This window comes from Paenibacillus sp. SORGH_AS_0306, from assembly GCF_030819345.1.
In the GTDB taxonomy this organism is placed as follows: domain Bacteria; phylum Bacillota; class Bacilli; order Paenibacillales; family Paenibacillaceae; genus Saccharibacillus; species Saccharibacillus kyungheensis.
In genome coordinates this window covers 1,032,498-1,054,978 of the sequence record NZ_JAUTBP010000001.1, presented here as the reverse complement: position 1 = coordinate 1,054,978, position 22,481 = coordinate 1,032,498, and the positions used below count along the sequence as shown (strand labels likewise).

At 39.7% G+C, this 22,481-nt stretch carries 21 protein-coding genes; 5 read left to right on the top strand and 16 right to left on the bottom strand.

Annotated features, from left to right (window positions below; genetic code table 11):
- Positions 1 to 12: 12 nt before the first annotated feature.
- Positions 13 to 1,401, bottom strand: coding sequence for a hypothetical protein (locus QE450_RS04650; RefSeq protein ID WP_307297358.1), 1,389 nt, complete (start codon positions 1,399 to 1,401; stop codon positions 13 to 15).
- A gap of 759 nt (positions 1,402 to 2,160) precedes the next feature.
- Between QE450_RS04650 and QE450_RS04645 the strand changes: the two genes are divergently transcribed.
- The 4 genes from QE450_RS04645 (at position 2,161) to mtnK (ending at position 7,163) form a co-directional block, all read left to right on the top strand.
- Positions 2,161 to 3,255, top strand: coding sequence for a sugar ABC transporter substrate-binding protein (locus tag QE450_RS04645; RefSeq protein WP_307297356.1), 1,095 nt, complete (start codon positions 2,161 to 2,163; stop codon positions 3,253 to 3,255).
- Between the two features lie 108 nt (positions 3,256 to 3,363).
- A complete protein-coding gene (locus tag QE450_RS04640) occupies positions 3,364 to 4,893 on the top strand; it encodes a sugar ABC transporter ATP-binding protein (RefSeq protein WP_307297354.1) in 1,530 nt (509 codons plus the stop codon).
- Positions 4,890 to 5,876: an ABC transporter permease gene (locus QE450_RS04635; protein WP_069327040.1), complete on the top strand. Its 987-nt coding sequence runs from the start codon at positions 4,890 to 4,892 to the stop codon at positions 5,874 to 5,876. The genes QE450_RS04640 and QE450_RS04635 overlap by 4 nt, the downstream gene beginning before the upstream one ends.
- A gap of 72 nt (positions 5,877 to 5,948) precedes the next feature.
- Complete coding sequence (mtnK, locus tag QE450_RS04630) at positions 5,949 to 7,163, top strand: S-methyl-5-thioribose kinase (protein ID WP_307297349.1); 1,215 nt, start codon at positions 5,949 to 5,951, stop codon at positions 7,161 to 7,163.
- A 177-nt stretch (positions 7,164 to 7,340) separates the two neighbouring features.
- Here mtnK and racE read toward each other — a convergent pair whose 3' ends face one another.
- The 6 genes from racE to QE450_RS04600 all read right to left on the bottom strand — a co-directional run bounded on the left by racE (position 7,341) and on the right by QE450_RS04600 (position 11,066).
- Entirely contained in the window at positions 7,341 to 8,150 is an 810-nt protein-coding gene (gene racE, locus QE450_RS04625; protein WP_273615578.1) for a glutamate racemase, read from the bottom strand.
- Between the two features lie 81 nt (positions 8,151 to 8,231).
- Positions 8,232 to 8,546 carry a YtxH domain-containing protein gene (locus QE450_RS04620; protein WP_273615577.1) on the bottom strand — a complete coding sequence of 105 codons (315 nt, stop codon included), beginning with the start codon at positions 8,544 to 8,546 and terminating at the stop codon, positions 8,232 to 8,234.
- 126 nt (positions 8,547 to 8,672) lie between these two features.
- Positions 8,673 to 9,314, bottom strand: a complete 642-nt coding sequence (locus QE450_RS04615; protein ID WP_307297343.1) for a helix-turn-helix transcriptional regulator — start codon at positions 9,312 to 9,314, stop codon at positions 8,673 to 8,675.
- Positions 9,315 to 9,482: 168 nt separating this feature from the next.
- A complete protein-coding gene (locus tag QE450_RS04610; RefSeq protein ID WP_274170453.1) occupies positions 9,483 to 9,956 on the bottom strand; it encodes a DUF86 domain-containing protein in 474 nt (157 codons plus the stop codon).
- A gap of 15 nt (positions 9,957 to 9,971) precedes the next feature.
- Positions 9,972 to 10,259 carry a Dabb family protein gene (locus tag QE450_RS04605; protein ID WP_204824780.1) on the bottom strand — a complete coding sequence of 96 codons (288 nt, stop codon included), beginning with the start codon at positions 10,257 to 10,259 and terminating at the stop codon, positions 9,972 to 9,974.
- Positions 10,260 to 10,412: 153 nt separating this feature from the next.
- On the bottom strand, positions 10,413 to 11,066 hold the full coding sequence (locus tag QE450_RS04600; protein ID WP_274170454.1) for a 50S ribosomal protein L25: 654 nt from the start codon (positions 11,064 to 11,066) through the stop codon (positions 10,413 to 10,415).
- A 547-nt stretch (positions 11,067 to 11,613) separates the two neighbouring features.
- Here QE450_RS04600 and QE450_RS04595 point away from each other — a divergent pair.
- Positions 11,614 to 12,216 carry a transcriptional regulator gene (locus QE450_RS04595; protein WP_069327033.1) on the top strand — a complete coding sequence of 201 codons (603 nt, stop codon included), beginning with the start codon at positions 11,614 to 11,616 and terminating at the stop codon, positions 12,214 to 12,216.
- 141 nt (positions 12,217 to 12,357) lie between these two features.
- Here the strand turns inward: QE450_RS04595 and QE450_RS04590 are convergent, their stop codons facing one another.
- The 9 genes from QE450_RS04590 to QE450_RS04550 form a co-directional block, all read right to left on the bottom strand.
- Positions 12,358 to 12,963 (bottom strand): hypothetical protein, encoded by a 606-nt coding sequence (locus tag QE450_RS04590; protein ID WP_307297337.1) that lies wholly within the window; start codon positions 12,961 to 12,963, stop codon positions 12,358 to 12,360.
- Between the two features lie 56 nt (positions 12,964 to 13,019).
- Complete coding sequence (locus QE450_RS04585) at positions 13,020 to 14,114, bottom strand: GntR family transcriptional regulator (RefSeq protein ID WP_273615572.1); 1,095 nt, start codon at positions 14,112 to 14,114, stop codon at positions 13,020 to 13,022.
- A gap of 46 nt (positions 14,115 to 14,160) precedes the next feature.
- Positions 14,161 to 14,622, bottom strand: a complete 462-nt coding sequence (locus tag QE450_RS04580) for an NUDIX domain-containing protein (protein WP_307297334.1) — start codon at positions 14,620 to 14,622, stop codon at positions 14,161 to 14,163.
- Positions 14,623 to 14,701: 79 nt separating this feature from the next.
- Entirely contained in the window at positions 14,702 to 15,865 is a 1,164-nt protein-coding gene (locus QE450_RS04575; RefSeq protein ID WP_307297331.1) for a sn-glycerol-1-phosphate dehydrogenase, read from the bottom strand.
- A gap of 223 nt (positions 15,866 to 16,088) precedes the next feature.
- Positions 16,089 to 17,015 (bottom strand): prenyltransferase, encoded by a 927-nt coding sequence (locus tag QE450_RS04570; protein ID WP_307297328.1) that lies wholly within the window; start codon positions 17,013 to 17,015, stop codon positions 16,089 to 16,091.
- Positions 17,016 to 17,229: 214 nt separating this feature from the next.
- The gene (locus QE450_RS04565; RefSeq protein WP_301261462.1) at positions 17,230 to 17,688 is read right to left on the bottom strand and encodes a PTS sugar transporter subunit IIA; all 459 of its coding nucleotides are present in this window, start codon (positions 17,686 to 17,688) and stop codon (positions 17,230 to 17,232) included.
- Positions 17,689 to 17,817: 129 nt separating this feature from the next.
- On the bottom strand, positions 17,818 to 19,200 hold the full coding sequence (locus QE450_RS04560; RefSeq protein WP_273615568.1) for a PTS fructose transporter subunit IIC: 1,383 nt from the start codon (positions 19,198 to 19,200) through the stop codon (positions 17,818 to 17,820).
- Positions 19,201 to 19,305: 105 nt separating this feature from the next.
- Entirely contained in the window at positions 19,306 to 20,070 is a 765-nt protein-coding gene (locus tag QE450_RS04555) for a DeoR/GlpR family DNA-binding transcription regulator (protein WP_307297325.1), read from the bottom strand.
- Positions 20,071 to 20,494: 424 nt separating this feature from the next.
- A complete protein-coding gene (locus QE450_RS04550) occupies positions 20,495 to 22,468 on the bottom strand; it encodes a PTS fructose transporter subunit IIABC (RefSeq protein ID WP_307297322.1) in 1,974 nt (657 codons plus the stop codon).
- Positions 22,469 to 22,481 lie beyond the last annotated feature (13 nt).

Sequence of the window (22,481 nt, the reverse complement as noted above, 5' to 3'; positions counted from 1 at the left end):
TTTTTTATTTTTTCAAATAAAATAGGGAGCTTGCTGTGGTGGCTGTCCTGGTGGTGCATGTGTCCATTGATTACTGCCATGCTCAGATTGAGCACGATACGTTAGAAGATGGATACGATAATGCTTCCAATTAGCCAAACGATTATTGACAAATACATTTTGCGAATTGGAAGTATTACTATTAGACAATTCTGATACATTCGAAGAACCCGCAACGATTAATCCTTGAATGCCTTTAACATCAAGCCAGATAGCTGCTGCTGGAGAAACCGGTTGTGTACCTTGTTCACTTGAAATAGCAGGAATATTCTCTGATTGAGGTTGAACTATTGCTTGAGCTGTAGCAACATCTGTATCCGATACATCAGATACATTCGATACATTCGATACGGTCTCATCTAATGGTACAGCAGTTGTTTTGGATGCAGGATACTGAGGTTTTCCTTTTGGTTGTACTGGCTGTGGGACTACAGGTACATATTGTGTTGTCCCTTTCTGAATTGATGCAATCATAGCTTGTGGATCTTTATCGTTAGACTCATGAATCGGTGAAGATTGTACTGCCTCTGTTGATGGGGACTGGGTTGTTTTATGAACTGATGGGACAGCAGGTAGAGGCGGTTGTGAAGATGGTGTGATTTCCGGATTACCTTGAGTACTATTTTTCTGAGTATGGTGGGTTGTATTGGTGTTCTTAGATGGAGTTGGTGCTATCACATCATCCGGTACCGGAGTAGGTGTAACTTCTACTGGAAGCTGCGGTACAATCGGCGGAAGATGGATCACCGGTACATCTGGAACAACAGGTACTACTTCTGGGATAACGGTTGTCGTTGTATCTACAACAGAAGTCACAGCATCACTAGCAGTTTGAACAGTAGATTCAATAACACCTGTTACTGTATTGGTTGTATTTCCAACTGTATTTTGCACTGTTCCTGTAACATTGTTTACAGTTTGGTCTACAGAAGAAGTTACACTACCCAGTACGTCAGAAGATTGTCCTTTTGTTGCTTTATCTACCTCGGTAATTACATCAGCAGGGATATCTACAGCTTCTTTGACAACTTTATCTACGTCTGTCGTAACTTGATCTACAGTTGTAGATACTTGAGTTGTAGTATCTGTTACTGTGTTGGCTACATTATCTACTGTTTTGTCGACAGTCTCGGTTGTACCTTTGACAGTGTCTTGTACTACATCTGCAACTGTACTTGTTGTTTTATTTACTATATTACCGACTAGACTTGGTGTTGACTTCGAGGAGTCATTACCAGTGGATGATGTCTGAGTTGAAGACGATTCTGGATCAGGCACTTCTCCATGTGCACGTGCGATATCATGATGAGTAAAATAATATAAAAACAAAGCAATCAATAAAGCTAACACTCGATATTTCATAGGAGCTTTCACCTCCTTTCTATATAAGAATGTTGAGACAACTATGTTTAGACAATTATTACAACAGTTAAAGTTTTAATTACTTATATATTACCCTTTAGGTTACTCATTGATATCCATTTTTATACTTTTTTAGGATTAATATTTATTCTTATCGCATACTTTAAGCATATTGTTATTCGTATTGCGTCTATAGCCAATATCTATATAAAATGCTGGTTAATACGTCAAAAACCCCTTCAACATTTTGAAGGGGTTTTTGGTGATTTAGATAATACAACATATGAGTTGCAATATCTGATTTGATTTCTTTTATTTCGTATACGTGTCTGTTGTCACTTCACTATTCCTCAAAAGATCGAAGTCTACATCGTCTCCGAATACTGTATCTGTTCCTGATGCTTGAAGTGCAGAACTTGATTCGCTATCCATATTTTCACACTCTGATTCTTTGTTGTTCAAAATGTTCAGATTCAGATCATCTCCTAGAATACTATCTGTTGCTGAAACATCGATCGCCTGGCTATTTTTTTCTTTTTTGAAATAGAACAGTAAAAACAGCTATAAAATAAGGAATGAACTGCACCTCGAAAACCCAAAATACTGTCTTTCACATCATATTCAAACTGCATTTTTTCGACAAAAATCATCAAATAAAATAAAACCCATTGACATACTTGGTTTTAGCTTCTATATTAAATTTTAACATTATAAATTACTTGAAAGCTTTAAAGCGATTATGTACAGGGGGAAAAGAAAATGAAAAAAAGTTCAAAGTTTGCTAGCTTGCTTACATTAATGGTAGTTCTGCTGCTCGCTTTAAGTGCTTGCGGCAACGGTGCAGCTAGTAACGATACGGCTGCTACAGGTTCATCTACAGATCAACCACTTAAAGGTAAAAATATCGCTTTGATTATGCGTTTGAACAATGGTACATTTTCCGCTCAATATGTCGATGGTGTAAAAGATCAAGTAGCAAAATACGGCGGTACAGTCACAGTCATTACAGCAGATAATGATCTCAGTAAAATGGCATCTGCTCTTGATGCGGCTGTCAATCAAGGTGAATTTGATGGAATTTTACTAGATCATGGCGATGCAGGAGCACTAACAATGGGTGTGCAAAAAGCAGTCCAAGCCAATATTCCTATCGTTGCATTTGACTCTGCATTAGATGGTGTACAAGGTGTCACTAATCTAGCTCAAAATGATCAAAAAATGGCAGAGTTAACATTAGACCAACTTGCTAAAGATGCAAATGGTAAAGGCAATATCGTCAAAATCTGGGTAGCTGGCTTCCCTCCTATGGAATCTCGTCAAATTTCCTATAAAGCGTTTCAAGCTAAATATCCTGACATTAAAGAAATCGCTGCTTTCGGTACAGCAGACAATGCCCAACTAGATGCACAGACTCAGATGGAAGCTATTTTAAAACAATATCCGAACAAAGGTGATATTACAGCTGTCTGGGCAGCATGGGACGAATTTGCTAAAGGAGCAAGTAATGCGATTAAGCAAGCTGGACGCGATGAGATCAAAGTATATGGTATTGATCTTAGTGATGAAGACTTAGCATTGATTCAAGATAAAAATAGTCCATGGATCGCTTCTGCTGCTGTAGATCCAACAACGATCGGACGTGTACAAGTTCGTTATTTGTACCAAAAATTCGATGGAAATACAAAAGATGAAAAAGTAGAATTGGAACCTGTCTATGTACAGCGTGATGATCTACCAAAAGATAAAAAAGTAACAACAGCCGACCTGAATGAATATGTAAAAGGCTGGGGTGAAAGTGATCAAGGCAATACAGATAACCTAAAAGCACTTGAAAAATCTGTCGCTGGGAATTAATTAAATATACTTATTTCTACTTCACAGTAGACTCCAATTCCGGCGGTTTCTTAGGAGACCGATCCGGATTTTGTCTATATGGATAACGATTAAGAAAGGAAGAATCCGATGACTACTTCGATCGAACCATCATCTAGCAGTCTGGTGATGAGCGGAATCTACAAATCATTTGCTAATGTGCCCGCATTAACTGATGTTGAATTTACAGTAGGTAGCGGTGAGATTCATGCTCTACTCGGTGCTAATGGTGCTGGCAAAAGCACACTAATGAAAATTTTGTCCGGCGCTTATACAGCAGATCAGGGTCAGATTGTGATTAATGGTCAGCAAGTTCATATTGATTCCCCAGCCGCCGCCAAGCAAGCCGGTATTCAGTGTGTGTATCAAGAAGTGGATACTTCGCTTATTCCGCAGTTGTCGGTAGCCGAAAATATTTTATTAAGTCGTCTGACTTCTTCTCAAGGTAGTCCGATTCTGCATTGGAAATCGATATACCGACAAGCTGAAGATATTTTACAAAAACTTGGATTTGCTATTTCAGCCCGTCAGCCTGTGAGCGAATTATCGTTAGCCGAAAAGCAGTTAGTATTGATTGCACGTATTATGGCAGAACAAGCCAAATTTGTTATTTTCGATGAACCGACAGCTCCACTTAGTATGGAAGAAGCAGAACGCTTATTTACTATTATGGAAGACCTCAAAGCACAAGGGATTGGCGTTATTTTTATCTCTCATCGATTACCTGAAATTTTCAGAGTGTGCGATAAGATTACAGTGATGCGTGATGGCAAAAAAGTAAGTACTGTTCTTACAGCAGAGACAAATGCTAATGAAGTGGTACACTCTATGCTCGGTAGAGCTTTTGCAGAAGAATATCCCAAAACATTTGTACCGATTGGTGAACCTTTACTAACCGTATCTGATCTTGCGGCAGGTCGCTATGTGCAAGGGGTTAATCTTGATGTTCGGCGTGGTGAAGTGGTTGCTGTAGTAGGGTTAGTCGGAGCAGGCAAAACAGAATTGTCTAAACTCTTATTCGGAGCAGATCAACCGGAACGAGGATCGATTCAATTAAATGGTCGTACTATTCATTCCAAAACTCCTTATCATGCAGTCAGTTCTGGCATCGTGCTTGTTCCTGAAGAACGTCGCAAAGAAGGTATTCTGGTCAAAGAATCGGTATTGCATAATTTAAGCTTGCCTGTATTAAAAAAAATTACGAATCTTGGTATTGTATCCAAATCAGCCGAAAAACAGCATGGGGATCAATTGATTCAATCGCTAGGTATCAAAACATCGTCTGACCAGCAATTAACAGGCTATCTTAGCGGAGGGAATCAGCAAAAAGTAGCGATTGGAAAATGGATGCAGACCGATGCTGAACTTTTTATATTAGATGAACCGACCAAAGGGGTCGATATTGGTGCCAAACGCGATATTTTCAAAGTGATCGGAGAATTAGCGGCTCAAGGAAAAGGAATACTCTATCTCACATGTGAATTTGAAGAAGCGATCGGGCTGGCTGATCGTATTCTCGTGATGTGTGACGGTAAAATCATGAAATCTTTTGCTTATGGAGAAGCTTCACAACAAGAATTGTTATACTATGCCAGCGCTGGCCGGGAGGAACTTGTATGAACCACAAAATCGCTCAGTTTTCGTATCGTTATGGAGCTTTAATTTTTATCGGATTGGTATTACTATTTTTCTCTATTTATAATCAACACTTCTTCACATATAACAATATAAGCGATATTTTACGTTCGATCTCGATTGTTACATTTGTAGCGATAGGCATTACGATCTCACTTACGGTTGATGGATTCGATCTTTCTGCTGGATCGACAGTATCGCTGACTACGGTTGTAGTGGCGGCAATGATGGTCTGGCACCAGATGCCGTTGATTTTAGTATTGATTGTTCCGTTGATTATTGGTGCTCTAGTAGGCTTATTGAATTCCTTTTTAATTGTCAAAATTCGGATTCCTGATCTACTGGCAACGTTAGCTGTAATGTATATCGTCAGCGGGATTCATCGAACGTATACCAAAGGCTACTCGATCTACAATAATATGCAATTTCAAGATGGAACCAAAGCGCCCGGGGTAATGCTGGATTCGTTTCTCTGGATTGGTCAGGGTAAATTGTTAGGCGTTCCTTTTCCAGTTATTCTGATGCTGGTTGCCGTAATTGGTATGCACTTATTTTTCAAATATACACGTGGTGGACGGCAAATGATTATGACAGGTAGCAATGAAGAAGCGGCTCGCTTATCTGGATTGCGAGTGAATCGTGTACGTACTCTTGCTTATGTGGCTTCCGGTGTGTTTGCAGCGGTAGGCGGAATTCTGTTCGCAGCTCGTGTAGGTTCCGGTCAGATTGATGCAGGATCATCGATGCAAATGGATGCGCTAGCGGCTGTTTTTGTCGGCTATTCTGTATTCGGTGCAGGTCGTCCGAATGTAATCGGTACTTTTTTCGGTGCTGTATTAATGGGCGTACTGGTTAACGGTATGACTATGCTTCATGTGCAGTATTACACAACAGATATTATCAAAGGAGCAGTACTTGTTCTCGCTTTGGCAGTAACTTTTGTTCATCGTAAACGGCAAAAAGTATAAGACTTCTTTTTTATAAATGATCAATTAGCATTGTACTAAGTCACATCTTTTTTTATGAGGAGGATATACAGGATGACTCGTTCTGAACCATCATATGAAGCACTAACAGAAACAACCGCAATCGCCCTTGCCAAAACGTTAGAACTTTTCAGCTCAGATGCTGATCTTATCTGTCATGAGATTGGTGATGGTAATCTGAATATGGTTTTTCGGATCACCGAACCTGCGGCTAAGCGTGGCATTATTATTAAGCAAGCTCTTCCTTATGTACGTGTGATTGGTGAAGGATGGCCTTTGACACTGAATCGGGCTGTGATTGAAAGTAAAGCGTTACGACATTTTGCCAAACATGTTCCTCAATATGTACCTGAAATTTATTATACTGATCCTACTTATGCTATTACAGTGATGGAAGACTTGTCTCATCTCACTATTGTACGTACTGGATTAGCTAGCGGCTCTACTTATCCACTGCTTTCTACACATATTGGTGAATTTTTGGCAAAGACTCTGTTTGCAACTTCAGATTTTGCTATGGGTCCGCAAGAGAAGCGCGAACTTGCATTACAATTTCATAATCCTGAATTGTGTAAAATTACAGAAAACTTTGTATTTACGTATCCTCTATTCGACCATGAGACAAATGATGTAGAACCTATACTGCGTCCCATTGCTGAACAGATATGGGGAGATCAATTCCTTTTACTTGAAGCGGCAAAGTTAAAGCAGACATTTATCACTCATGCGGAAGCATTGTTACATGGTGATCTGCATACAGGAAGTATTTTCGCTAGTGATGAAGAAACGAAAGTGATCGATCCTGAATTTGCTTTTTACGGGCCGATTGGATTCGATATTGGGCTTTTTATAGCCAATACATTATTGTCTGCGCTCGCTCGTGAAGAAGATGGACGGGATGCTCTTTTATTCCATATCACCAATGTATGGGATGTATTTGTAGACACTTTTTCTACTCTATGGCAACAAAACAATGTAGAAGATTTTGCATCTATCGAGGGTTATCTGGAATATCAATTACAGCATATATTTGAAGATGCTGTTGGATTTGCTGGAAGTGAAATAATCCGCCGCATTTTCGGGTTGGCTCATGCACGGGATATCGAAGCGATCATAGAAGATGCTCATAGACTCACTGTTAAGCGCAATGCAGCGGCACTAGGACGTGACTTTATCGTCAACCGCTCTTTATACCAAAGCCCTGCACAACTCGTACAGGCGCTACAACAGGTCGTTACAGGAGCATCTATCGTTCATCCCTCATTGTAATAGACTACTGAACCTGTCTATTTAGATAAATGATACTTGCTCATCATAAGGATAAATGCTTAATCTATTCTTTAATCATATGTAATTCAATTCAAAATATAATCAAAAAAGCTACCTTCAACTTATACAGCATGAAGGTAGCTTTTTTATGTACTTATTGCAAATAGAATCATCCATTTACATCATTCGCGAGACTTGCCATAGTACTGGAGTAAGCTTGATCTGCTCTCCTAACCATTGACGGGCAATCTGTTGAAAAATCTCGGCTGTTCCACTACAGAAAAATTCATGTACAGGTAGATCTTCTGTAAGAGCAAGTTTTCCTTTATTGTACAAAATGGTACTGATCTCGCGTGCAGTCTCTTCGGCTGAATTGATCAATTTCACATCAGGCCCGACTGCTGCTTGGATCGCTTCTGTTAGAAACGGATAATGCGTACAGCCTAGAATCAGACAATCAATAGGATAACTGCGCACAGGTGCTAACACTTGCTGAGCTACCTCATAAGCTTCCTGATCCAAAAACACTCCACGCTCCACCAACGGTACGAAATCAGGACACGCCTGACTATACACTTGTACAAACGGTGATAATTGCTTCAACGCTGCTGAATATGCCCCACTGTTAATCGTTCCTAATGTACCGATTACACCGATAAAGCCTGTTTTGGTCGCGCTAATCGCAGCTCGTGATCCTGGATGGATAACACCAATCACCGGTATAGATACCTGTGCACTGATATGTTCCAATGCTGCTGCCGTTGCGGTGTTACAAGCAATCACAATCATCTTCGGCTGAAAGGTCATCAAATAATTCACAATTTGCTCGGTGAATTCTTTCACTTCTTCTAGAGAACGAGGCCCATAAGGTGCACGTGCTGTATCTCCAAAATAAATAATTTTTTCGCGTGGTAGTTGTCGCATCACTTCTTTAGCAACAGTTAATCCTCCCACACCTGAGTCGAATATAGCTATCGGTTGTTGCACGTACATATCGCTTCCTTTTCGTAAACTGTACCTATTATACCGTATACACAATTAGTAGCAAGTGAAAGATGTAACGTTTGTTTAGACGCTATAATTTCCTTTAGTTTGTGGACCTGGTTGATCCGCTTGTTCTGCTTTGAGAGCAGCTAGTTCTACTTTCACTTCTGCTGTTGCGATATTGATCTGTTCTTTCCAATCTTTGACTACGCCTACCACTTCTCTGCTCAGTTCTGCCAATTCACGACCTTTTGCTCCTGCAATACGAGCATTGGTGGAAATATCTGAACGCAGTTCACGACCGCCTTTAGGAGCTAGCAAAAGTGCTGTCGATCCTCCTACTAATAGTCCTGTCAAAATACCACATGTTAAACTTTTCGATTTGTTATGATTTGGCATCGTTATCTCTCCTTCGTTTCACTTATCTTTTCTATATGTGTATTACCCACACACCGCTTAAAAATCCCACCTGTTGATAGATCATCATCAGATAAATCAAAAAGCAGACCGATAATCGATCTGCTTTTACTCTGCATCTGCTGCTGAATTGGACGGAAATTGAATCTGATATACGCAACAATGTCCACCTTTGGCGATACATTCAGTTCGCTTTACATCTGCTTGTAGCAATTGTTCAAATAACTGTTGCTCACACTGACAAGCAATATCATAGCGATTCGCAATCTGATTGATCGGACAGTTATATTCATAAATCGTATACTGATCCTCACTTTGTTGCTCATAACGTGCCATATATCCACCATGATGCTGAATATCAGTCAAAGCAGCTACTCGTTCTTGGTGATCTTGAGTATCTGCAATACTTTGATAACGAGATAACAATTTCTGCTTACGTCCTTCAAATAATACAGCCACTGCGTCTTCATCCAACTCACTTAGCAGATCCAACGCTAGTTGATGATAATTATGAGGAAAATGTTCTTCCGCACGTTCACTTAACCGAAAGCGCAAAAACGGTCTGCCTGTTGGAATACGTACCGTTTCGGTAATCAATAATCCTTCTTGATCTAACGTATGAATATGACGTCTAACCGCCATCTCTGTAATATTCAATTCCCGTGCTAGCTCAGATACACTGAAAGGTCCTTGTGTTTTGAGCATAATCATAATACTGCGCCGGGTCGATGGTTCCTGATGGGACTTCATCGTATGACCCCCTTGCTCTAAATTGAAATAAAAATGACCCGATCCGCTTTGTCAGCGAAAAGGGTCACATTATCCCTTTGTGGATTAACGCTATTGTAGCGTATCCACTCAGCGATGTAAATTCCAAAGCATTCATTTCAAACAAGATATTTACAATATTATTCTATCTTATGTAGACGTCGAGGTACCTGATGCTCTGTCTACATTTACCACTGTTAACGAATCTAATTCTTGATCTAGATACGTATAAATGCGTTGACCGAATTCTTTTAATACCTCTACTAGAGGAGTAGTTAGCGGATGAAGTTCAGTGCGATTCCAATCATAATACTCTTGTACTAACGGACGACGCAGACGCACCAGTGCTGTCAACATTTCACCCATCGGTTGATCGATTACTTTTTCATCACGCATAATATCTACGATATCGTCATAACTACTAGCATCTCGCATAATAAAACCATCAATTAAATAACTGCCGATATCAGTTACACATTCAATCGCTAAATGAAGTGCCCGCTCTTGAACAAAACCAGAAATAAGACTGTTATCCCAATCCGTAGACACTTGTTGTAATGCTTCACATACATCTTCTAAGGCTACAATTCTTCGTTCAATCTGTTCACGGTTTATATAGTACAAAAGAGTCACACCGCCTTAGTATTCGTAGTCTGCTGCTATTGAACTTTCTCTCACACTATTCATGTATTCAATGATTTTCACATGTTCTGGATGTACTTGATACGCTTGTAAGCCTTCTAATGTCTCAAATGTAGCTGTTAACGCCACATCATAAGAACGTTCTGTACGCAAAATGTCTGCCCCGATTTCCAAAGCAATCAGTGAATCCACTTTTCCTTCCAAACTTCTTAATTTGGCTACGGTTTCATTCACGACTTCAGTTGTAGGATTTTTCAACTTAAATAAGACAATATGTTTGATCATAACAGAATAGCTCCTTTATATAGACAATAAGTTTCTTTCTTATCGTATCATAAATAATCAATAGATGCGCTGATAAAAAAAGCTGACACTCTTAAAGAGTATCAGCTTTTTCGTTATGCTATATAGTACGCATTGTACAGATAGATGCAACTATTATTCTTTACCTACTTCTGGAACTTCTTCGCCTTGATCATTTGTAGAAGCATCCGTAGTTTCAGCTTCTTCAGCAGTTGTAGGCTCAAGATCTTCTTCAGCTACACGAGGTACGATAACAGAAGCGATGATCTCTTCTTCACTTGATACCAATGTAACGCCAGAAGGCAATTTAACATCGCCAGCAGTTACTCTGTCGCCGATTTCCAATGCGGAAATATCAACTTCAAGGCTACTTGGCAAGTTTTTAGCCAAACCGCTTACTTCTAATTCTGTTGCTTGGTGTTGTAACACACCACCAGATTTAGTACCGATTGCTTCACCATGGAAGTCAATTGGCATGGTTACATGAATTGGTTTGGTATCGGAAACTTGCATAAAGTCAGCATGCAAGATGCGACCGTCTACACGTTGTACATCTTTAATAAGAACTTGTACTTCTTTTCCACCTTCTACAGCAAGTGAGAACATTTCTGCTCCACCACGTTTAACGTGAGCTAGAAGTTGTTTGGAATCTACATGTACAGGAACACTGCCCAAATCCGGGCCATATACTACACCTGGAACGCGTCCTTTTAGACGAAGTTCACGCATTTCAGAACGTTTTGAACTTTCTCTTTTTGTTGCTGTAAGTTTTTCATGACTTGTACTCATAAGTATTGGCCTCCTAATAATATAAAACGATTGTATGTTAGTTTTTTAATGTTGCAACCAATTTAGTAAGCAAATTGGCTATCGTCTTATTTAATACCCCATTACACAACAAATGTATCAGAAATGGATTTATTTTTTTCAAATAACAACCTGTATGTTCATCGATATCCTTCCAAAAGTGAGTGATATCAAGGAAAAAGAAGGCTTCTGTCTATACGCAAAAATATCTGGTTTTTTTCTCCAGTCTTCTGTGTATTTTATAAATGATAACGATATATCTTCCAAAAAAAGGATATAAGGATCACTTTTTTATCTTATTTTGTACGCATCAAATATCAATGACTTCTATTAAAATAAAGCAGATGGTTGTGATCCATCTTACTGATTTGGACAAGTAAATATGCTTATAATCATTCTTATTTGATAAATATTCTTAAATGGTCAAAAATAGTGACCATGTCAGCTTGAAACGAGCGTCTGGGTGTTGTAGGATGTTGAAAGGACACTAAACCTAATATCAAGAAAAAATAGATTAATCGGAGGAAATATGCCTAATCAACCAGAACGACACTTTATAGAGGCGTGGTCTCTGATCAACCGTAAGTACCTCGGCAAAGGAGTGCGAGTTAAGCGATTCCGCAGACCAACACGTTGTCAAATCCGCAATCGAGTATTGCTCGCTGTGCTCATGGTCAATGATATCAAACTATCTGAGCTTGCAGAACGGTTATCGGTTTCATCACGAAGCGTAAGCGCTTGGGTCTATGAAGGCCGCCTCCCTGGCAAAGCCAATCTTGAAAAAGTATGCCGGGAATTGGGATACCCGCACCACATTTTGTTTAACCAGCAGGTGATCAATAATAGCCCTGTGATTTGCCAGCAAGAACCATCTCGCTTTATGAAAAGAACGATTACTCGTTCACCGGTACGTAATCACATTTTGACAGGCTTATGTATGGTACATGATCTATCAGTAACCGATGTTAGCCATTGGATTGGTGTTCATCCAGGTACTTTCCGTAAATGGTTACATCAAGCTACACTGCCTTCACCAGCATTTCAAGAAAAAACAGAACAATTTTTCCGTATTCCCAAATCCGTCTTATTCGCTGACTGTGTATTGGGCGAAGATGAGAAATCTCAAGCGTAATTTAGCATATTCACATTGAATGTATAGGTACAACCAAATAAGCAGCACAAAAACTCCGCTTTCCCACGATATCTAGTGAGAAGCGGAGTTTTTATTGTGTCTGTTCTATAGACATGTCCCCTATTGAACTATAAATAACGATTATCCGTAAAAGTAATCATAGAAATTCGCAAATAATTCCGCTCCCAGAATCGGTTCAATCGCAGTCTTGAGCTGTTCTTCAAACGCTGGTAGAACTACACTATCATCATCTGTTATTTCAAAAATCTCAAATGATCCGTATACAACCTCAATAAGTAAGCTCATCGCTACAAAAAAATCTGCCAGTGTAGATGCAATCAAAAAAGGCTCGCCTGTATCATACCCTGCATATACAGGCGTCCCTTCTTCACTAGTTGCGACGATAATAGGATTACCTTTGCCCAGATCATCTGCAATAATCACAAAGTCTGCACGCCATGTATCGCTTTCTGTAAAAGGCTCTGACATGCCTACCCAGCGATAACCAATCAATGCTTGTTGCAACTGATCGATAGGCCAGAATATAATCGGAGCAAATCCAGTCTCAACCAGTACATCAGACGGTTTATAATGACTTAGATAATAATCCAATTCAGGTGAACTTGGAATTGTATCTGGCCATTGGTGCTGCAATGTATCCGGTGATACAGGTGTATATTGCCCGCTAACTTTATATTGATGATGAGTCTGTACCCATTGTGATAATGCTTGTTCTAATGATTTCATACATACACTCCTAATTACAATCTAGCTTATCTAGAGATCTTCACTGATCCAGACAGTTATGTGGGTATTACAGCAGGAGATGATGTCGATTCACGAATAATCAGCTCAGGGGTATGTATCTTTTCGCCTAAGCCCCGTTGTTCTCCATCTAACATTTGCAAAATCATTTCTGCTGCCGCTGTTCCCAATGCATGCTTGGGGTGACTAAGTGTTGTTAGCTTCACTTCTGTAGCTGTAGCTAGAAAAGAATCGTCAAATCCGACTAACGATAGATCATTCGGTACCGAAAGACCGGCTTCACGCACAACTTGAAGCAGATTAATAGCTAATTCGTCGTTATAGAGTACCCATCCGGTTGCACGCTCTTGAGCAGATTGCTTAATAAGCTGTTGGGCTTGTTGAATCGGTGCAGTGCTTTTGTCATCTGTAGTATACGTAAAAATCAATGACGGTTGTAAAGCAATCCCGTGCTTGCGATGCGCCGCAACGAATCCTTTCATACGGCGTACGCCTTGCATATCATCTGTTTTGAAAAAGCCAGCAATCCGTTGATGTCCCAGTTCTATCAGATGTTGAGCCGCTAAAAATCCTCCACGCTCATCATCCATTCGTAGACATGCGGAATCCATTTCTTCATAACTCGCATTAATCATCAGATAAGGTATTGAACGATTTTCAATAGTAAGAAAATAATTGAGATTAGCACTGCGTTCTCCACTTCGAGTAGGTTCTACAATCAAAGCCGCAGGAGACTGATTGAGCATCATTTCAAGACACTCGCGCTCTTTGGTTGGATCATTCTCTGTACTCGCTAGCAGTAGACGATATCCTTCGCTACGTAGTCTCGTTTCGATACCTTGCACAATTTGCGGGAAAATATAATCCGAAATATACGTAGTAATCACACCTACCGTTTTGTTGTCATCGACTGATTTGACAGCAGGATCAGCAACAAATGTCCCTTTGCCTTGCATCCGGTTCAACCAGCCTTCTCGCACCAATTCCCCTAAAGCCTGACGTACCGTTTGTCGACTGACACTGAATTGATCAGCAATCTCATGTTCCGAAGGCAATCGGCTACCTGGTAATAATTTGGATGAATGAATCCACGATAATATTTCATCTCGAACTTGTCTGTATTTTGCGGCCATAATTCCTCCGAACGATTGATAAAGACATAAGATAGATTTTATAAATCTATGTCACCATGTTAATCCACTTACTCTGATGATTGGTTTGTAAATAATGAGCAACTAATTTCCATGTATGCTTGTTACTTTCCCAATATAAATAACTTGCTACCTGATCGCTATCTATCCATGTATAGTTGTCATGCTCCTTGTTAGAAAGTTGAATTTGATCTATATCTACATAAAGAATATACATTCTTTTTAAAATAGTAAGTTCATCCAATTCAACTTTGATAGGATCTGACCATGTACATAAATCTGTGAGATTAGCGATGATTCCTGTTTCTTCATATACCTCACGTATACAGCTATCTACATGCTCTTCATTATTTTCGACACCACCAGTGATAGGTTGCCAAAATGCAATATCGGTTTCTTCTGAAATCGGAACATGTAGAATCAATATTTGTTTAGTTTCTCGGTGGATAATCCAACATTCAATACTATGTTTTACTTTTTTTGTCGACATTAGCGCGCTCACCTTAAAATCAATAATACATTTTGTATTATCGAATATAGATATTTTATTTTACCATAAACACAACTGATTAGATCAATTGATGTTCATTCATATATTTTAACCCTGTATAGCGGTTACGTAGCGTGTGAGCGGAATGTAGAGCCAGTTCTAACCATTCGGCTGGCATATCTAATTGTTCGTATTCACTTGGGCCACCTACTGCGGATAACCACTGCTTCATCTGTGCGCTGGTTGGAATATCTTTGTAAGCGGCAAAAGCTTGAACTTCTGGATGATCGATTGCTAATTGACGATAATGATCGGCTAGAAGTGCTGATGCTACTCCTACTTTGGCTCCATGTAAAATTTGTCTGTGTCCACCTTTGATCAGTTCCATTTCCCAGCGGTGAGAAATATGATGTTCTCCCCCTGACGCTGAGCGCGAATGATCAGCGATCAACATAGCTATTCCTGAAGCAAGTAATGAATACATAACCGTATAGATACCTTCTGCACTACCTGAAGCAATCAAATCTACTTTTTCAATACATTGATGAAGCGCTTCTTCTGTAATATCGTATACCAACTGATTATAAGGTTCTTGTCCAAGATCACGGGATACTTTCCAATCTGCTAATGAGGTGCATTTGCCTAACATATCACCAAATCCTGCGGCGGTTAATGTTTGCGGAGCATTGATCAAAATATTAATGTCTGCAAAAATAGCTTCTGGTGCTTTGGCTTGAAATGTTTCTTTGGTTCCATTCACAATAAGTGGTGCGCCGGCAGACGTAAATCCATCTACCGAAGCCGCAGTAGGAACAGACAAAAATGGCTTATTCATTTTGTGACTGACAATTCGCACAACATCATGAATCGTTCCTGAACCAATCGCTACAATTGCATCGGTCTGAGGAGTAACAGCTAACAACAATTGTACAATTGTCGCTTCATCCGCAATTACATCGCCTACTTTATTTTCACGTAACTCTAATTCTGTAATACCTACCTCAATACTTTGCAGTAAATCTATCGTTTGCCGACCTGCTGCTTCATACGTGAATTTATCATAGACAACCATAATATGCTGATAACGCTCGGTATGGATATATGCGGGTAACTTTCGAATAGCTCCTGCTTCTAATTCAATATGAATCCCTATCGTCTCAAAAGATTGATTACCTGCAATTAAAGCTGACTTTTGATTCCAGATCGTAATTTGCTCGTTAATAGATAATGATGGCTGCTTCATGTTGTCATCCCCTTTTGTATAATCAAGATACCGCTTACAATATTTTTCAACTTGTACATATAATTTATTAAATTATGCGCTTTTACATCTAACTTGTACATACATTTTAGAAAAATTTTGTAGTTATGTCTATCTTTTAAAATCATTTTGGCTTTGCTAAACAAAAAAAGACATCTTATTATAGATATCTTTTTTGCTTAACCTGTTTAAGTAGGATCTACTTTTACATAAACCATATCCAGCGCCCGACTAACAATACTAAAATCATTACTGTTCCGCATTGTAGCGAGGTTCGTAATGACAACCATAATAATTGCTGATGTGTCTGCAAGTTGCGCTTATTTTTCATATGCTGGTACATACGACATAACGGAATAGCTGTTAACAGCGCAAGAATACCGTAGATCGGCAATCCACCGACAAGTACACAGAGTAAAATACTGCACAAAGCCAGACATAATAAGAAAATCGAAAAGCGAAACGATTTTTGTTCTCCCCATACCACGACCAATGTACGTTTACCAACCTGTTTGTCTGTTTTCCAGTGTAAAAAGTGATGATTGAAAAAGGTCAATGTCGTTAGCAACCCCATAGGCAATGATAAAAAGAATAAACGTATATCAAAATGACCTGTCTGCACATAATAAGCACCCATCACCGGGAACACACCAAAACATAATACATGCGCCAGTTCACTACTGCCTTTACCGATATATCCATATTTGATCGGGGGAACGACATAAAATAAAGCAAGCAATCCGCCAATTCCTCCGAACAATAACACACCCCATCCACTTAAAAAGTATAATGTTAACGCGCAGACGATTGTGATAGCGAGCATACTCCATGTTACTTTTGCAAACGTTTGTTCACTCCATTTACCAGTCGTCAGATATCCTGAATCTGTCGAAATCGATTCTTCGGATTGATAAGCTGCAACATCAACACCACTGCGATAATCCCATAGATCATTAATCATCATCGAAAAAATATGTATTGCACTTGAACCAATCAATGTTAAAAGGAAAATCAGTACGCTAAATTGATCATTCCATATCCATGCTGCTAAAGCTCCCTGCACTACACAAATCGCCATCAAAGGCACAAAATGCAACCGCGAAGCCTGGCTAAACTCTACCCATTTACTCATTATGTTCCACCTTTGTATTAGATTCATCTTCTTGTTGATTTGCTTGGAATCAGATAATCTTCATTAACCGTATGTATGACTTTCAAACGCGTATCTATTTTAGATGTAGAGATCAGAATCAATAGATGATGATGCCAACGTATATTAAAAAAAGCGTATCACCTATAAACAGGCAATACGCTTTTATTTACATATCTATTCTATCTAATTAGGATTAACCGATCGTACGAGTTAAAATATCTATAATTTCTTGTTTGCTCTGAGCATTAATCAATTCAGCCCGAAATTCTTCATGAATTAATTTGCGAGAAAGAGCTACCAGAATCTGCAAATGTTCATTTCCTGCATTGGCTTCAGGTACACCGATCATAAATGCAATCTGAGCAGGCTGATCATCTAAAGATTCCCAATCAAGCGGTTCTGCAAAGCGTGAGAAAGCTAATGCTGCTTTGGCAACCCCGGATGACTTGCCGTGAGGAATAGCGACGCCAAAACCAATACCTGTTGAACTTTGTTGTTCACGTGCCATAACCGCATTAACATAAGCTGCTTCGTCCGTAACTGCTCCAGAAGCTTTCATACCTGCTGCCATTTGTTGAATCGCTTCTTCACGTGTTGTTGCTGTAGAAGGTAAAAATATACTTTCTGTGCTTAATAGTTCGCTGATATTCATGGGTAGTGTCACTCCTTCTAATAGTCATCATCTTATAGTTAACTGGTAGAACCTAAGCGAAAATAATGAAAATATGGACAGCGACCGGACAAATCATCGTTCCGGTCGCTTGTAGTGAATTATAATTACTTATAATTTAGCAGGTGCTTTGCGTTTAAGCAATAAGACCATCAATGCTGTAACGACAGTACCAATAACAATAGACAATACATACTGTGGCAAATGATCGATTGCATTCGGGATAAAGAGAACGAATACACCACCATGAGGAGCATGTAGACCTGCACCGAAGTACATTGATAATGCACCAGCTACAGCCGAACCTACCATAAAGGAAGGAATAACACGAATCGGATCAGCCGCACCGAACGGAATAGCACCTTCGGTAATAAACGATAGCCCTAGAATCGAAGCCACTTTACCAGCTTCACGCTCTTCTTTGGTAAAGCGATTTTTAGCAATAACAGTTGCTAACCAAATACCAAGTGGTGGAGTCATACCTGCTGCCATAACAGCCGCCATTGGCGTATAAAGAGAAGCACCTAGCAATCCTACTGCAAACGTATAAGCGGTTTTGTTGAAAGGACCACCCATATCGAGTGCCATCATTGCACCAAGAATAGCTCCTAGAATAATAGCATTTCCTGCACCCATATTCGTCAACCAAGCTGTCAAACCTGTCAACAACCATTCAATCGGTTGACCGATAACATAAACCATCAATAGACCAATAGCAAGTACAGACAATACAGGAACGATTAGAATAGGTTTGAGACCTTCAAAGTTTTTAGGCATTTTGATTGTTTTGATCAAGTAATGTGCAATATAACCAGCTACAAAACCTGCGATAATACCGCCGATAAATCCAGCGCCCATATCTTTAGCAAGTACACCGCCTACCAAACCAGGTGCAAGTCCGGGTTTACCAGCGATAGAGAATGAAATGAATCCAGATAATACGATAACCATCAGTCCCATTGAAGCGCCACCAATTGTGGATAAAGCGGCTCCGAACGAACCCTCTACTTGATCGACTCCGCCTTTAGTGAAAGCGAATAAGAATGAGAATGCGATAATCAGACCACCTGCAATAACAAGCGGTAACATATTGGATACACCATTCATCAAATGTTTGTAGAACATATTAGGCTTACGACCTGCATTTTCTTCAGGTGTCGCTGTTGGTGAAGCAGCAAGACCACTGGAAGCTTCTTTAGCTAATGCACGATCGATTAATTCTCCTGGAACTTTGATCCCTTGTGCAACTGCTACACGAATAACAGGTTTGCCTGCAAAGCGATCTTCATCTACATCTGTATCAGCAGCGATAATAATAGCATGTGCTTCAGCGATTTCTTGAGCGGTTAGACCATTCTCGACTCCAACTGCACCACGAGTTTCTACTTTGATCGGTACACCTTTTTGATCTGCAGCTTTTTGCAATGACTCAGCAGCCATGTACGTGTGAGCAATACCGGTTGGACAAGCGGTAACAGCCAATAATTTTTTCATGGTAATATCCCCTTATAATGAGTAATGGTCTAACCTTTATCGCCTTTATTAAAACGCTTTCAAATTCATCATGATGTATCATGTATTTCTGATCCTAACGTGTAGTTAAGCGATCGTCACACCTATACCTAGCTTTTTCAGTTGATGAATAATATGAAGCGGTACTCCAGCATCCATAATACAATGGTCAATCTCTGATACGTCTGCAAATTTGGCATAAGCGATATTACCAATCTTGCTATGATCTGCTAATAAAATAACTTGCTTAGCAATATCAATCATTTTGCGCTTAATAGCAGCTTCTGTCAGATTAGGGGTGGTTACACCTTCTTTGAGATCCAGACCGTTTGTTGCAATAAAAGCTTTGTCTACACGTACCATATCCAGTGAACGTTCTGCTATCGGCCCAACAAATGCTAGTGTGTCTGGCCTTAACAATCCGCCAATAATAGACAATTCAATATTCCGACAATCTCGAAGTTCGCTAAGAACAATGACCGAGTTCGTGATCACTCGAATACCGGACATATGCTTTAGTTCTTTTGCTAATGGAAGAGTTGTCGTTCCCGAGTCAAGCAAGATCGTATCACCTTGATGGATCATCTCTACCGCTCGTTTCGCAATGCGCTCTTTCTCTTCTCGAAAAGAATCTTCTTTGTCCACCATATTGGGTTCAAAATTAACACTTTGCAGTGATACGGCTCCCCCGTGTGTCCTTTTCAATCGCCTTGCATCTTCTAACTCTTTGAGATCCCGACGAACTGTTGAATCTGATACTCCAAAAGCTTCCCCTAGTTCTTGAACAGATGCCCGGTGATTCTCTTGTAAATATTGAACCATTTTATGCTTTCGTTCTTCTTCAAAAAGCATGGGACATTCCACCTGTCTACATATGTTAGCTAATAATGACGTTGAACATGTGCTCATGATCGATGATGATCGTTTACTGATTTTTTTCGACAATTTTCGTGATCGTTTGTGATTACTATTGATTGATTTTGATTATAACAGCGTTTTCATAGACTGTAAATAGATTTTTATAATTCTTTTGAACTATTTAATATACTAGGAGTTATAGATTATATATCGTCATTATCTTGCCTAATATTTACATTTATTTGCATGAATTCGCTCATTTTCTTTATTTTTTTTATAAAATAGTCATACAATACAAAATTCGACATTTAAATATGTTACTTTTGCAAAATGATACCAAAAAAACCTCTGTGAAAAGAACATTAGCTATATCCAATCAGCTTGATCTTCACACAGAGGTTTTGAGTATTATCTTTTATTATTTAGCTACAAGTGCTTTTTTCCAAAATCCTAAAATCAAACAAGAGATAACAGCACCAATAATAACTGCAACTAAGAACAATAAAGCAGCCATCAAATTACCATTATTAGCTAGAGCAGCTACAAATATTCCGCCATGTGGTGCAGGAATATTCAAATGCCAGAACTGAGTTAATCCGCCAGCAACCGCAGAACCAATAATACAAGACGTTAGAATACGTAATGGATCCGCTGCTGCAAAAGGAATCGCACCTTCGGTTATGAAGGACAATCCAAGCACATAGTTAGTTAGACCAGACTTACGTTCTTGCTCTGTAAATTTGTTTTTGAAGAATGTTGTTGCAAGTCCAATAGCAAGTGGTGGAACCATACCGCCTGCCATAACAGCCGCCATCATCGCACCGTTTGTATTACCACTTGATGTAAATACACCAATCGCAAACGCATAAGCGGCTTTGTTAAATGGCCCACCCATATCGATTGACATCATTCCGCCTAAGATCAGACCTAGAATAACAGCATTTCCTGTTCCCAGGTTATTCAAGACGTTAACCAACCACGTATTAATACCACCAAAGATTGGATCGAAGATATAGTATGAAATCGTACCGGTAATTAACAGACCAAGTACAGGATATAACAAAATCGGTTTGAGACCATCTAATGTTTTTGGTAATCCAGCAAGTAACTTACGTAGAGCAAGGATTACATAACCTGCCAAGAAACCAGCTGCTAGACCGCCGAGGAAACCAGCGTTAGAGTTCGCTGCCATTAGACCGCCGACCATACCAGGCATTAATGCAGGACGATCCCCAATACTCATTGCGATAAAACCAGCTAGGATTGGAATCAAGAAGAAGAATGCGCCTTCTCCGCCACCAATCGTTTGCAATAGCTTGAAGATTTGGCTATTTTCGCCTGCTGTCTGCTCGATTAAGAACGAGATCGCAAGTAAAATACCACCACCGACAACGAACGGCAACATATGAGAGATACCATTCATTAAGTCTTTATAAATTTTACTACCTATTTTTGTTTTTTCATTTGAAGATGAAGCTTCAGAAGAAGATTTGCCTCCAGCACTATGATAGATCGGAGCGTCTCCATTCATCGCTTTGCGAATCAACTCTTCGGATTTGCGAATACCATCACTAACCGGTCTTTGCAAAACAGGCTTACCATCAAAACGCGCCATTTCTACATTTTTGTCAGCGGCTACAATAACACCACTTGCACGACGAATTTCATCGTCAGTTAGTACAGTCTGAGCACCTTCGGAACCGTTTGTTTCGACTCTGATCTCTACGCCCATTTCTTGCGCTTTTTTGATCAATGCGTCTTCAGCCATAAAGGTATGAGCAATCCCTGTAGGGCAAGCGGTAACAGCAACCACGAATGGTTTGTTGTCTTTGCCTTCCAGCGTAGCTTCTGCTTGTTGCACTGTTGCATTTTCTTGTTGTTTGGCTTGTTCTCTTGCTGCTTTGGCTTCAGCTTTTGCTTTTTCCGCTGCTTCTTTTTCAGCTTGTTGTGTATCGAAAAGTGCGGATACTTCGTCAGGACTGGTTGTATTCATCAATTTTTCGATGAAATCGCTATCAATCAGTAGCTTAGAGAGCGCAGCTAATGTACGCAAATGTGTATTTGCTGCTCCTTCTGGTGCTGCAATCATAAAGAACAAATGAGCAGGTTCACCATCAAGAGACTCGTAATCTACACCTCTTGTACTTTTAGCAAAAACAACTGTAGGCTCGTTTACCGCTGTTGTTTTGGCATGAGGCATCGCAATACCGCCACCGATACCCGTACTTGATTCACTTTCACGTTTCAAAATCTTTTCTTTAAATAGTACTTTGTCATTGATTCTTCCACTGGTTGCAAGACTAGCGATCAATTCATCAATCGCAGCTTCTTTGGTTGTTGCCTGTAAGTCCATGATCATCGTTTCTTTGATCATTAGATCTGTAATTCTCATTAGGTTACACTCC